Genomic DNA, 13,436 nt, shown 5'->3' with positions numbered 1-13,436 from the left:
AGCGCACCGGATTATTTGCTGCTTTTAGCGGGCACCGGGCGCAGGCCACGTAATTGCGGATCTTCTGCAGCATCCGTTCGCGCCTGATGGGTGATGCGGAACCAGGCATACGCCAGCAACATCATGGCGGCGAAAATCAGAAACAGTAAGGTGTTGTAGTAAATCATAGCGATCAGACAGACAACAGCCAGTACCAGCGCCAGCGCCGGTGCAAAAGGATAGAGCGGCGCACGGAACGGGCGGATTAAATTCGGTTCGCTGCGACGCAGCTTAAACAGCGCGGCCATAGAAATGATGTACATCACAATGGCACCAAATACCGACATCGTCACGATATTGGCCGTCAGCGGCTGGCCGCCGATGACGATCAGTGAATCTGAGAAAATGGCCGCAATGCCCACAACGCCCCCGGCGATGATACCGAGATGCGGTGTCTGGAAACGGGCATTGACGCTGGCCAGTCGTTTAGGCAAATAACCCGCCCGGGCCAGCGCAAAGATCTGCCGGGAATATCCCATGATAATGCCATGGAAAGAGGCTATCAGGCCAAACAGCCCCAGCCAGACCAGCATATGTAGCCAGCCGCTGTTGCTGCCGACAATCAGTTTCATGGCCTGTGGTAAGGGGTCGTTAATGTTCGACAGCTTGGTCCAGTCGCCCACACCACCGGCAAACAACATCACGCCGAGCGCCAGAACGGTCAGGGTCAGAATACCGCCGATAAAGGCTTTCGGAATGGTACGCTGCGGATCTTTTGCCTCCTCTGCGGCCATTGATGCGCCTTCTATGGCCAGGAAAAACCAGATGGCAAAAGGTATGGCTGCAAAGATGCCGGAAAACGCCGCCGGGCTGAAAGTGTCGCTGCCCGCCCATCCGCCGTGAACAAAGTTCGACATTTCAAAACCGGGTGCCACCACGCCCATAAAGACCAGCAATTCGAAAATCGCCAGTAACGTGACCAGCAGTTCAAAGGTGGCGGCAATACTGACACCAAGAATATTGAGCACCATAAATACCAGATACGCGCCTACAGCCACCCATTTCGGCTCAATGGCCGGAAACTGCACATTGAGATACGCGCCGATCGCCATCGCGATAGCGGGCGGTGCAAAGACAAACTCCACCAGCGTGGCAAAACCCGCCACAAATCCACCGGTGGGCCCGAACGCACGGTAAGCGTAAGCGAAAGGCCCGCCGGCGTGCGGAATCGATGTGGTGAGTTCAGTAAAACTGAAAATAAAGGCACAATACATGGCCGCTATCACCAGTGCGGTGATAAGAAAGCCCAGCGTGCCTGCCTGCGCCCAGCCATAACTCCAGCCAAAATATTCGCCGGAGATTACCAGTCCGACAGCGATGCCCCAGAGTTTAAAGCTCCCCAGTGTACGTTTTAAAACGGGTGCGACTTTCGTGGTTTGCATAAATGATCCCCTGCCCGGTGGTAAATCAATTCTGTAAGAAGAGAAAATATGACAGCCTTGCCCATTCCTGGTGTTACAAAGGTTGATGTTGCAAAGGCTGTACCACTTAAGAAGCCCTGAGCAAATGCGGTCCGGAGCCGTATTCCGGGGAGATTTGCCACATTTTAGCGCGCTGCAGTCAACCGCATCTCCGAAATGGTGCGTTGAAAAAGTGTCACCAAATGGCGCTACACTTTGGCTTCTCAGAACGAAGATGTGCAAAAAGGAGAACATCGCATGGCGACCCTGGAACAGAGAATCATTACCTGGCTCAGAGAGGAACCGCTTCACTTGCAGGCGCTGACGCAGGCACATGCACTGGGTCTTAACGACGGGTGGCTGGCGGCGGGATTTGTCCGGAATCTGGTCTGGGACCGGCTGCACGGCTATATACAGGCCACACCGCTTAATGATATCGACCTGGTATATTTCAATCCTCAGGATTGTTCGGCACAGACTGACGAACGTTATGAACAACATCTGAAAGCGAATTCGCCCGATCTCCCCTGGTCAGTGAAAAATCAGGCCCGCATGCATGAGCGCCACGGTCACACGCCTTATGCCTCCAGCGCTGAGGCAATGAGCTACTGGGTGGAAGTGGAAACGGCCATTGGCGCAAGAATGAATGCTGAGGGGCATATTGAGCTGAATGCACCGCTGGGACTGGAGGCTTTGTTTGCTTTCAGTATTACGCCAAACCCGCGCCATGCGATCCCCGCCGTTTTTGCCGAACGGGTCCGCAGCAAAGGCTGGCTGAGCCGGTGGCCGAAGCTCAGCGTGAAAGCGTGAATCGAATAAAAACCATAAATACTGTAAGGAATATGAAAAGCCGGTAAAGCCTCTCTGATTACTGCCGATATCTGTTACGCACGCTTACGTGCAAAATTTGATTCTTACTAAGTGAGGCTTTTTATGACAACTATCAGCGCGACTGGCAGTTCGGTGGGCTCCGCGTCCACCAGTGACTCAGGCAGTGCCAGCCAGATTGCAAAACTGACTAAGCAGATTACCAAACTGACTGAACAGCTCAAAAGTCTGGGCGGTTCAGGCGAAGATGCTGACACAGTTAAGCAAAAGCAAGAACTCCTGCAGCAGCAAATCGAACTGCTGCAACAGCAAATCGCTCAGATTCAACAACAGCAGGCTCAGAAAGCGCTTCAGCAACAGCAGCAACAACAAGCCGCCGCCGAAATGAAGAAAGACGAAGGCGTGAATAAGCCCTCAGAAACCAATGCTGTCGATATTTACGTGTAACCGCAGTTAAAGCCTGAAACAGCCGGCAAGGTATCAGAGTCCGTACATTCCCTGCTGGCTGCGTTTTTCCCGCAATAAGTTCGCCTGCTCTTTCACCACCTGCCAGATAGCCTGCGCAGCGGGTGATAACGACCGGTTTTTACGTTTGACCAACATCAGTACCCGGTTAATTTCCGGCACCAGATTTTTCACCACCAGACGGCTCCCTTGCGGCATGGGTAAAGCCAGCGCCGGGATCACACTGATGCCAATCCCGGCTTCAACCATCGGGAATAAAGTGGCCGGATGGCCGATTTCCTGGGCGATCATGGTATCCACTTTCTGCGCTTTCAGTGCGCCGTCAATCAGGATCCGGCTTCCTGATGCGTAATCCTGCAGCACCAGTTTTTGGCCGTTCAGCGCCTGCCATTCAACTTCCGCCAGCGCCGCCAGCGGGTGATCCTCGCGACACATCAGTAAAAACGGCTCGTGCAAAATAGGCTCGCAGTCGAGGTCGGTGCTTTCACCCGGATCAATCACAATGCCGAAATCCACTTCCGCATTTCTGACGCTGTGAAGCACCAGTTGCTGCGCCTGGTCACGCAGCAGGATACTGATCTCAGGATACTGTCGCTCGCCGCTGGAGATACATTGTGGCATCAGTTGCGCCGAAATCGTCTGGCTTGAAGCAATGCGCACCCGGCCATTGTGCTGTGTGCCAAAGCTGCGGGTATCAAGCAGCATGGCGTGGAGTTCGTCGAGCAACGGCTCGACACGATTCGCCAGGCGCAGACCGGCGTCGGTGAGCACGACTTCGCGCGTTGTGCGGTCCAGCAAGCGTACCCCCATTTCAGCTTCCAGTTCTTTCATACTGTGGCTGACAGCCGACTGGCTTAACCCTATCGCTTCCCCTGCCCGGCTAAAACTGCCATAGCGTGAAACCGCCACGAACACGCGAAGTTGTCTGAGTGAATAATTCATGAATTTTCTGCATTAATGGATTAAATAAATCAATTTTTTAATTATATCGGAAAAGCACAAAATAGCCGCATTCAGAGACAACCTTTCCGAGACCTGCTATGCGCTTCTTACCTGATCGCTTCACCCTGACACTTATCGCCACTGTTCTGCTGGCGACATTCTTCCCGGCCAGCGGCATATTTGTCGCTTTCTTCAATAACCTGACCATTTTCGCCATTGGTCTGTTGTTTTTCATGCATGGCGCAAAACTCTCACGCGAAGCTATTTTTCAGGGCAGCAATAACTGGCGTTTACATTTATGGGTGATGTTCAGCACTTTCATTTTATTCCCGATCCTCGGGCTGCTTTTTCAGTGGTGGCATCCGGTGGATGTCAGCCCGCAAATTTACAGCGGCTTTGTGTATCTGTGTATTTTGCCCGCCACCGTGCAGTCGGCGATTGCGTTTACCTCACTGGCGGGCGGCAACGTGGCGGCAGCGGTGTGCAGTGCTTCCGCATCAAGCCTGCTGGGGATTTTTGTTTCACCGTTGCTGGTCAGCCTGCTGATGCATGTACAGGGGGAAACGGGGAATGGTTTAGCACAGGTCTGGCATATTGTGCTGCAACTGCTGGTGCCGTTTGTCGCCGGACACTTGCTGCGTCCGCTGATTGGCGGCTTTGTCGAACGCCACCGTAAAATGATTGGCAAAACCGACCAGACATCGATTTTGCTGGTGGTGTATTCCGCTTTCAGTGAAGCCGTGACTCAGGGGATCTGGCATCAGGTCGGTGTCGGCTCGCTGTTGTTTATCCTGGTGTTCAGTCTGGTACTGCTGGCCTTTATTCTGGTCATTAACACCTACATGGCGCGCTGGATGGGCTTCAGTAAACCCGATGAAATCACTATCGTATTCTGCGGCTCGAAGAAAAGTCTGGCGAACGGTATTCCGATGGCGAATATTCTGTTTCCGGTCAGTGCCATTGGCATGATGGTGCTGCCGCTGATGATTTTCCATCAGGTACAGCTGATGACCTGTGCGGTGCTGGCGAAACGTTATCAGAAAAAGCAGCAGGAAGCGGCGCTCAAACAAACGCCTGTCACTGAATAGCGCAGGCGAATAACAGGCAGAAAAAAGGCGCTGACATCAGCGCCTTCTACATCGGGTAGACGGACCGTTACTCGTCGGTGCCACCCAGCCCCGGACCATGACGACGCAGCGGATTGATCAGGCTTTGCAATCCTTCACTTTTGATCGCCAGCGTCAGTTGCATCAGTTCACCCAGTTTCCCCTGCGGGAATTCGTCTTTACGGGCGAACCACAGCAGATATTCTTCCGGCAGGTCGATCAGCACGCGTCCGGCATACTTACCGAACGGCATGACCGTATTGGCTATCTGGATCAGATCTTCTTTTTCCATGCTTTATTCACCCAGCAGACGGATCATTTCCGCCTCGTCGATCACCTCAATACCCAGTTCCTGTGCTTTCGCCAGCTTGGATCCTGCCGCTTCACCGGCAATCACCAGATCAGTTTTCTTCGACACGCTGCCGGAGACTTTTGCCCCCAGCGCGGTCAGACGATCTTTGGCTTCATCGCGTGAAAGGATCGAAAGCGAACCGGTCAACACCACGGTTTTACCGGCAAACGGACTGTCAATTTCCTCCGGTACAATGACCTGCACTTCCGGCCAGTGAATATTAATTTCAGGGCTTAACAGCTCATCAATCACCTGCTGGTTATGTTCTTCCGACAGGAAATTGACCACATGTTTAGCCACCACATCGCCGACATCCTGCACGCTTTTCAGCGACTCAATATCTGCCGCTTTAAGCGCCTCAACCGAGCCGTAATGCGCGGCAAGGTTAGCGGCTGTGGCTTCGCCCACTTCACGAATGCCCAGCGCATACAGGAATCTGGCCAGCGTGGTTTCTTTGGCTTTTTCCAGCGCAGTAACCACGTTCTGTGCCGATTTAGGTCCCATGCGATCCAGACCGGTAAGTTTACCCGCCGTCAGCCGGAACAGATCCGCCGGCGTTTTGACATATTCTTTCTCGACCAGTTGATCGATGATTTTGTCGCCCATGCCATCAACATCCAGCGCCCGGCGGGAGACAAAATGTTTCAGCGCTTCTTTACGCTGTGCACCACAAATCAGACCCGCCGTACAACGCGCTACCGCTTCACCTTCGACACGTTCGACATCGGAGTGACAGACCGGACAATGCGTCGGGAAAACCACTTCACGGGCATCTTGCGGACGTTCATCCAGCACCACGCCCACGACCTGTGGGATAACGTCACCGGCACGGCGGACAATCACGGTATCGCCGATACGCAGGCCCAGACGTTCGATTTCATCAGCATTATGCAGCGTCGCGTTGCTGACCATCACACCCGCAACCAGCACGGGATCAAGACGTGCGACCGGCGTGATCGCACCGGTGCGCCCGACCTGGAACTCGACATCTTTCACCCGCGTAATCTGTTCCTGCGCCGGGAATTTAAACGCTGTCGCCCAACGCGGTGCCCGCGCCACAAAACCCAGTGCTTCCTGAATATCCAGCGAATCAATTTTCACGACCACGCCGTCAATATCAAACCCCAGCAATGGACGTTCCGCTTCAACCTGACGGTAAAACGCCAGCACTTCATCACTGCCGGTGCAAAGACGCACACGATCGCTGACCGGTAAACCCCAGGCCCTGAATTGTTGCAGGCGGGCAAGATGACTACGCGGCAGCTCCCCCCCTTCCAGCAGACCCACGCCGTAGCAGAAGAAAGTCAGCGGACGTCTGGCGGTGATACGCGGATCAAGCTGACGTAATGAACCTGCAGCGGCATTACGCGGGTTAGCAAATACTTTGCCCCCGGTACGGCGTGCTTCAGCGTTCATCGCTTCAAAGCCAGGCTGTGGCATAAACACTTCACCCCGCACCTCAAGACGTGCAGGAATATTGTCGCCATGCAGGCGCAGGGGGATGGCACGTATTGTGCGCACGTTGGCCGTAATATTCTCACCGGTCGTGCCATCGCCACGTGTGGCGGCCTGCACCAGTTCGCCATTTTCATACAACAGGCTCACTGCCAGCCCGTCAAGTTTCAGTTCGCAGCAGAAAGTCAGCGGTTCTGACGTCTTCAGACGATCCTGAACACGTTTATAAAATGCCAGATAGCTTTCTTCATCAAATACGTTGTCCAGCGACAACATCGGTATCTGATGCCTGACCTGTTCAAATGCGGAAAGCGGTGCCGCGCCCACGCGCTGCGTCGGTGAATCTGCGGTGACCAGTTCAGGATGCGCGGTTTCCAGCTCACGTAACTCGCGCATTAAGCGGTCATATTCGGCGTCAGGCACTTCCGGGGCATCCAGAACGTGATATTGATATTCGTGATGGCGTAACTGAGTGCGTAACTGATTGATCTGTTCTTCGATAGTGGCCATGACTCACCGTGGAGATAAAAAACCCCCGGCAAGCGGGGGTCAGGGGAATGGGTATTTCACGAAAGCCTGACTCAGGCGATCGCCTCGAGGACCTCGCGGATCCGCGCTTTGTACGTTTCGAGCTTCTGCGGCGTAATCATACGACGCTCATCGTCAAGCACCATCGCACCGACATCATCGGCAATACGTTGGGCAGACTGCAGCAGCAGTTTGAAGTTCTGATGCGCATCACCGTAGCAAGGCACCATCATAAACAACGTCACACCCGGCGTAGAGAAGTCAGACATATTGTCCGGGTCAAAAGAACCCGGTTTAACCATATTGGCCAGACTGAACAACACCGGACCGCTCCCGGCAGGGCTGACATGGCGATGGAAAATATTCATCGCACCAAACTGGAAACCGGCCTGAAGCACGCTGTTAAGCAACACTTCACCACCGATGACACCGCCCTGATGGGCAGCAACATGCAGTACCAGGACCGTTTCTTTCAGTTTCGCTTTCTCAGCCGGGGCTTCTTCTGCCGGGGCAAAAGGCGCAGCCTGAGGTTCTGCTTTCGCAGCAGGCGCCGCGTCAGCATGGATATCTTGCGGCGCAACCGGCGCATGCGTTCTGGCTTCAGGTGCGGAGTCCTGAGGTGCAAAATCAGCGACAGGTTCGCGACGCGGTGCAGTGGCGGATTCAGAGGCTGAATAACCACTCAGCAACGGATCATCCTGCGCAGCATATTGCGGTGGCTGAGCCGGTTGTTGAGGACGAGCAACAGGTGCTGGCGCTGGCTGCGCAGGAGAAACCTGCGGCTGACGTGGCGGTGCAGTCTGTTCAGGCTCATCATACTGACCAAAAGTCGGTTCATCCTGAGGATAAGCAGGACGCACGCGCACTTCCCCCACTCCATCGACAAAATCTTCGGACGGAGATTGTTCCCGTTCTTTTTTCACACGTTTAGCTGGACGATCGCGGAAAAGCGAAGAGCGTTCTTTACGGCTGGTCCACAAACCGTGTAACAACAACGCTATTATGGCGATCGCACCAACAACGATTAATATCAGACGCAAATCCTGCATCATTGCTATCTCTGTTGTTCTAATACATTGCCACCACGGCAAACATTCACATGATTAACTCTATTTGCCCACGTAGATAAGTGCAAGTCTCGACTCTACTTTCTGCTAATAAATAGGGCAGTTGCACCTTTTTTTGCTGTTTTTTCAGCCAATCCACCGCTAGCCAGTGGAAAATCATACCGATATGATAGCCCATGTCATTCAACTCAGAGAGAAAATTTCGTTTATGAGCTCATCGCAAAGCGCCAGACAAGAAAACGGCGTACATTATTTCACACAGGGCTGGACGCTCATTTCCTTACCCGGGATACGACGTTTTGTGATTTTACCCCTGGCTGTCAACGTGCTGCTGATGGGCGGTGCATTCTGGTGGCTGTTCACCCAACTGGGTGAATGGATCCCGGCAATGATGAGCAAGGTGCCGTCGTGGCTCAGCTGGCTGGATTATCTGATCTGGCCGGTGGCGGTGCTTTCCGTGGTACTGGTGTTCAGCTATTTCTTCAGCACCCTTGCCAACTGGATAGCCGCCCCCTTCAGCGGATTACTCGCCGAACAGCTCGAAGCGCGTCTTACCGGCAAACCGCTGCCTGATACGGGCATCTGGGACATCATGAAAGATCTCCCGCGTATCATGAAACGTGAGTGGCAGAAACTGGCGTATTACCTGCCACGCGCCCTGCTGCTGTTCGCGCTGTATTTCATTCCGGTGATAGGCCAGACTATCGCGCCCGTACTGTGGTTCTTTTTCAGCGCGTGGATGGTCGTGATTCAGTATTGCGATTATCCGTTCGATAATCACAAAGTCAGTTTTGCCGATATGCGTCGCTCACTTGGCAGCAATAAAATCGACAACATGCAATTTGGTTCTCTGGTCAGTCTGTTTACGATGATCCCGGTGCTGAATCTGGTGATCCTGCCGGTTGCTGTATGCGGCGCGACGGCCATGTGGTGTGACCGTTACCGCGATGTTTACGTCAAAAATAATATCGATGTGAATGCCACCCGAAAATAGTCCCTTTTTCTCACAGCCGCCTGCGGGCGGCTGCCTGCTATGCTTGACTTTTCTTCACCGAACTTATTTCTTAATAACGTATCGGTATAGCAAATACCAAAACCTTACTTCACTGGGAAAGCGGTTCGCGTATGCTTTCCTGATTCCCACTTATTTCATAGTGTTGAAAGCTTCACACCGTGAATATTTCATACAGGTAAAGGACGGGTTATGAGCAAGATCTATGAAGACAATTCATTAACAATTGGCCATACGCCACTGGTTCGTCTGAACCGTATCGGTAATGGTCGTATTCTGGCTAAGGTCGAGTCACGTAACCCGAGCTTCAGCGTAAAATGCCGTATCGGTGCGAACATGATTTGGGATGCTGAGAAAAAAGGCATTCTGACCAAAGATATCGAACTGGTTGAACCCACCAGCGGTAACACCGGTATTGCACTGGCTTATGTGGCTGCCGCGCGGGGTTACAAACTGACACTGACCATGCCGGAAACCATGAGCGTTGAACGTCGTAAGCTGCTTAAAGCTCTCGGCGCCAATCTGGTGCTGACCGAAGGCGCCAAAGGCATGAAAGGCGCGATTGCCAAAGCCGAAGAAATTCAGGCCAGCGATCCGCAGCGTTATCTCATTCTTCAGCAGTTCAGCAACCCGGCCAACCCGGCTATCCACGAACAGACTACCGGCCCGGAAATCTGGGAAGATACCGATGGCGCAGTGGATGTGTTGATCGCAGGCGTGGGTACCGGCGGCACGATCACCGGAACGGGTCGTTATCTGAAAAGTAAAAAAAGCAGCGTGAAACTGGTGGCCGTCGAGCCAACCGACTCTCCCGTTATCACCCAGACACTGAACGGCGAAGAAGTCAAACCGGGCCCGCATAAAATTCAGGGTATCGGTGCAGGTTTTATTCCGGGTAACCTGGATCTGGAGTTGCTGGATCGCGTTACGCTGATCACCAACGATGAATCCATTCACATGGCACGCCGTCTGATGGAAGAAGAAGGTATTCTGGCCGGGATTTCTTCCGGTGCAGCAGTTGAAGCTGCGGTGAAATTATCCAAAGAACCGGAGTTTGCAGATAAGACTATCGTGGTTATTCTGCCTTCTTCTGGTGAACGCTATCTGAGTACCGCATTGTTTGCAGATTTATTCACCGAGAAAGAATTGCAACAATAATGCCACATCCTTAAAAGCGGCTAAAAAAGCACCTCAAGGGGTGCTTTTTTGTGGCCTGCGTCAAACTTTACACCACTTCGTCATTGATTTTACCCGCCAGGTTTAGTATTTAACCGGACAATTATTTCGATGCTCGAAATTAATCGCTTCCATGACGCTTCCCGGCTGAATCGATTTACTGATTTGTTACATCAGGGAAAAAGACGGCATAATGGAGGAATAACAGAAAAAGCCTGGATCCAGGGCAAAGAGTTTTATCGCTGAGTGCGTTATTTTCTCTTTTCTGTTGCATCTGAACCTGCCCCTGAACCATAGTCAGGCGCTAATCTCTACAGGCTAAAGTGAAGGCCATAAGCTAAACTTTAGCTCCACAACATTACTTTAATAAGTTGGGGAAACAACAATGTTCCAGCAAGAAGTTACTATTACCGCTCCTAATGGTCTGCACACCCGCCCTGCTGCACAGTTCGTGAAAGAAGCTAAAGGTTTCGCTTCTGACATCACCGTGACTTCAAACGGTAAAAGCGCCAGTGCTAAAAGCCTTTTCAAACTGCAAACTCTGGGCCTGACCCAAGGTACCGTTGTGACCCTCTCAGCTGAAGGTGAAGACGAGCAGAAAGCCGTTGAACACTTGGTAAAACTGATGGCAGAGCTCGAGTAATAAACAACCGCTCTTATATAGTTTAAACCAGTCAAGAGAAAGGTAGGGTTATGATTTCAGGCATTTTAGTATCTCCCGGTATCGCTTTCGGCAAAGCACTTCTGTTGAAAGAAGATGAAATTGTCATCAACCGGAAAAAAATCTCTCCAGATCACGTTGATCAGGAAGTTGAACGTTTCCTGACGGGCCGTGCGAAAGCCTCTGCTCAACTGGAAGTGATCAAGACTAAAGCCGGTGAGACCTTCGGTGAAGAGAAAGAAGCCATCTTCGAAGGCCACATCATGTTGTTGGAAGACGAAGAGCTTGAACAGGAAATCATAGCCCTTATCAAAGACGAGCACGCTTCTGCTGACGCTGCAGCTTTCTCTGTCATTGAAGGCCAGGCGAAAGCCCTGGAAGAGCTTGATGACGAATACCTGAAAGAACGTGCGGCTGACGTACGCGACATCGGCAAACGTCTGCTGCGCAATATTCTGAACATGACCATCGTTGATCTGAGCTCCATTCAGGACGAAGTTATCCTGGTTGCGACCGATCTGACGCCGTCAGAAACTGCACAGCTGAACCTGAACAAGGTTCTGGGCTTTATTACTGATTTGGGTGGCCGTACTTCTCACACCTCGATCATGGCCCGCTCACTGGAACTGCCTGCTATCGTGGGTACCAGCGACGTGACCAAACAAGTCAAAAATGATGACTACCTGATCCTCGATGCCGTGAACAATAAAATCTATGTCAATCCGACAGCAGACATTATTGACGAGCTGAAAGCCGTTCAGAACCAGTACATCAGTGAAAAAGACGAACTGACTAAGCTGAAAGACTTACCGGCTATTACGCTGGATGGCCATCAGGTAGAGGTTTGTGCCAACATCGGTACCGTGCGCGACGTCGCGGGTGCAGAGCGCAATGGCGCTGAAGGTGTCGGCCTGTATCGTACAGAATTCCTGTTCATGGACCGTGACAGCCTGCCTACCGAAGAAGAGCAATTCCAGGCATACAAAGCCGTTGCTGAAGCGATGGGGTCACAGGCGGTTATCGTACGTACCATGGACATCGGCGGTGATAAAGACCTGCCGTACATGAACCTGCCGAAAGAAGAAAACCCGTTCCTGGGTTGGCGCGCAATCCGTATCTGCCTTGATCGCAAAGAAATTCTTCACGATCAGTTGAAAGGCATCCTGCGTGCCTCTGCCTTCGGTAAATTGCGCATCATGTTCCCGATGATCATTTCAGTCGAAGAAGTGCGTGAACTGAAAGCAGAACTTGAACTGCTGAAAGCGCAACTGCGTGAGAAAGGTCAGGCATTCGATGAAACCATTGAAGTGGGTGTGATGGTTGAAACGCCAGCAGCAGCTGTGATTGCGCATCACCTGGCGAAAGAAGTTGATTTCTTCAGTATTGGTACAAACGATCTTACCCAGTATACTTTGGCAGTGGATCGCGGTAACGAGCTGATTTCTCATCTGTACAACCCAATGTCACCGTCTGTGCTTGGTTTAATTAAACAAGTTATTGACGCATCTCATGCTGCCGGTAAATGGACAGGGATGTGCGGCGAGCTAGCCGGCGACGAACGTGCTACACTTCTTCTATTGGGCATGGGGTTAGATGAGTTCAGCATGAGTGCTATCTCTATCCCACGCATCAAGAAAATTATTCGCAATACAAACTTCGAAGATGTGAAAGCGCTGGCAGACCAGGCCCTGGCCCAACCTACGGCGCAAGAGTTGATGAACCTGGTTAACAAGTTCATTGAAGAAAAAACACTCTGCTAATTGCGCGATGCTGGTAAAGCTGCCCAAATTAATGCTTAGGAGAAGATCATGGGTTTGTTCGATAAACTGAAATCATTGGTTTCTGATGATAAAAAAGACGTAGGTACCATTGAGATTGTGGCACCGCTGTCTGGTGAAATTGTCAATATTGAAGACGTGCCTGACGTTGTTTTCGCTGAGAAAATCGTAGGTGACGGTATTGCTATTAAACCTGCTGGCAACAAAATGGTTGCTCCGGTTGATGGCACTATCGGTAAAATCTTCGAAACTAACCATGCTTTCTCAATCGAATCCGACAGTGGCATCGAGTTGTTCGTGCACTTCGGTATCGACACCGTTGAACTGAAAGGCGAAGGCTTCAAACGCATCGCTGAAGAAGGCCAGCGCGTTAAGAAAGGCGATTTGGTTATCGAGTTTGATCTGGCGCTGCTGGAAGAGAAAGCGAAGTCTACTCTGACTCCGGTTGTTATCTCTAACATGGACGAGATCAAAGAGCTGATTAAACTGACGGGTAGCGTGACTGTGGGCGAAACCCCGATCATCCGCATCAAAAAGTAATTCGCTCAGCGAGAAATAAAAAACGGCGCCTAATCAGCGCCGTTTTTTATTGCCTGTAAATATCTGTCCGCAAAATAATTAGAGTGA

12 protein-coding genes and 1 pseudogene are annotated in these 13,436 nt (G+C 51.9%); 8 read left to right on the top strand and 5 right to left on the bottom strand.

Annotated elements, in window-relative coordinates:
* Window positions 1-11 precede the first annotated feature (11 nt).
* A complete protein-coding gene (gene eat, locus ETV65_RS07050; protein ID WP_129952208.1) occupies window positions 12-1,421 on the bottom strand; it encodes an ethanolamine permease in 1,410 nt (469 codons plus the stop codon).
* A 276-nt stretch (window positions 1,422-1,697) separates the two neighbouring features.
* Between eat and ETV65_RS07045 the strand changes: the two genes are divergently transcribed.
* The gene (locus ETV65_RS07045) at window positions 1,698-2,249 is read left to right on the top strand and encodes a nucleotidyltransferase family protein (protein ID WP_129952207.1); all 552 of its coding nucleotides are present in this window, start codon (window positions 1,698-1,700) and stop codon (window positions 2,247-2,249) included.
* 123 nt (window positions 2,250-2,372) lie between these two features.
* Window positions 2,373-2,714 (top strand): FlxA-like family protein, encoded by a 342-nt coding sequence (locus tag ETV65_RS07040; RefSeq protein WP_129952206.1) that lies wholly within the window; start codon window positions 2,373-2,375, stop codon window positions 2,712-2,714.
* A gap of 33 nt (window positions 2,715-2,747) precedes the next feature.
* Here ETV65_RS07040 and ETV65_RS07035 read toward each other — a convergent pair whose 3' ends face one another.
* The gene (locus ETV65_RS07035; protein ID WP_129952205.1) at window positions 2,748-3,674 is read right to left on the bottom strand and encodes a LysR family transcriptional regulator; all 927 of its coding nucleotides are present in this window, start codon (window positions 3,672-3,674) and stop codon (window positions 2,748-2,750) included.
* Window positions 3,675-3,772: 98 nt separating this feature from the next.
* On the opposite strand from ETV65_RS07035, the gene ETV65_RS07030 reads away from it, so the two are divergent.
* Window positions 3,773-4,762 (top strand): bile acid:sodium symporter family protein, encoded by a 990-nt coding sequence (locus ETV65_RS07030; RefSeq protein WP_129952204.1) that lies wholly within the window; start codon window positions 3,773-3,775, stop codon window positions 4,760-4,762.
* Window positions 4,763-4,829: 67 nt separating this feature from the next.
* Here the strand turns inward: ETV65_RS07030 and ETV65_RS07025 are convergent, their stop codons facing one another.
* The 3 genes from ETV65_RS07025 to zipA all read right to left on the bottom strand — a co-directional run bounded on the left by ETV65_RS07025 (window position 4,830) and on the right by zipA (window position 8,167).
* The gene (locus tag ETV65_RS07025; RefSeq protein WP_129952203.1) at window positions 4,830-5,072 is read right to left on the bottom strand and encodes a DUF3820 family protein; all 243 of its coding nucleotides are present in this window, start codon (window positions 5,070-5,072) and stop codon (window positions 4,830-4,832) included.
* Window positions 5,073-5,075: 3 nt separating this feature from the next.
* Entirely contained in the window at window positions 5,076-7,097 is a 2,022-nt protein-coding gene (gene ligA, locus ETV65_RS07020) for an NAD-dependent DNA ligase LigA (protein ID WP_129952202.1), read from the bottom strand.
* A 71-nt stretch (window positions 7,098-7,168) separates the two neighbouring features.
* Window positions 7,169-8,167 carry a cell division protein ZipA gene (gene zipA, locus ETV65_RS07015; protein ID WP_129952201.1) on the bottom strand — a complete coding sequence of 333 codons (999 nt, stop codon included), beginning with the start codon at window positions 8,165-8,167 and terminating at the stop codon, window positions 7,169-7,171.
* A 223-nt stretch (window positions 8,168-8,390) separates the two neighbouring features.
* Between zipA and cysZ the strand changes: the two genes are divergently transcribed.
* The 5 genes and pseudogenes from cysZ to crr all read left to right on the top strand — a co-directional run bounded on the left by cysZ (window position 8,391) and on the right by crr (window position 13,349).
* Window positions 8,391-9,176 carry a sulfate transporter CysZ gene (gene cysZ / locus ETV65_RS07010; RefSeq protein ID WP_129952200.1) on the top strand — a complete coding sequence of 262 codons (786 nt, stop codon included), beginning with the start codon at window positions 8,391-8,393 and terminating at the stop codon, window positions 9,174-9,176.
* Between the two features lie 210 nt (window positions 9,177-9,386).
* Window positions 9,387-10,352 (top strand): cysteine synthase A, encoded by a 966-nt coding sequence (cysK, locus tag ETV65_RS07005; protein ID WP_129952199.1) that lies wholly within the window; start codon window positions 9,387-9,389, stop codon window positions 10,350-10,352.
* Between the two features lie 403 nt (window positions 10,353-10,755).
* Window positions 10,756-11,013, top strand: a complete 258-nt coding sequence (gene ptsH, locus ETV65_RS06995; protein ID WP_013574433.1) for a phosphocarrier protein Hpr — start codon at window positions 10,756-10,758, stop codon at window positions 11,011-11,013.
* Window positions 11,014-11,063: 50 nt separating this feature from the next.
* Window positions 11,064-12,861: pseudogene (gene ptsI, locus ETV65_RS06990) on the top strand (phosphoenolpyruvate-protein phosphotransferase PtsI).
* Window positions 12,840-13,349 (top strand): PTS glucose transporter subunit IIA, encoded by a 510-nt coding sequence (gene crr, locus ETV65_RS06985; protein WP_101076258.1) that lies wholly within the window; start codon window positions 12,840-12,842, stop codon window positions 13,347-13,349. Before ptsI ends, crr begins: the two are co-directional and overlap by 22 nt.
* Window positions 13,350-13,436: the final 87 nt, after the last annotated feature.

The organism is Rahnella sp. RFA10(1/100) (assembly GCF_004195115.1).
In the GTDB taxonomy this organism is placed as follows: domain Bacteria; phylum Pseudomonadota; class Gammaproteobacteria; order Enterobacterales; family Enterobacteriaceae; genus Rahnella; species Rahnella perminowiae.
The sequence above is the reverse complement of the archived record's forward strand: the minus strand, read 5'-3'. Positions and strand labels throughout refer to the sequence as shown.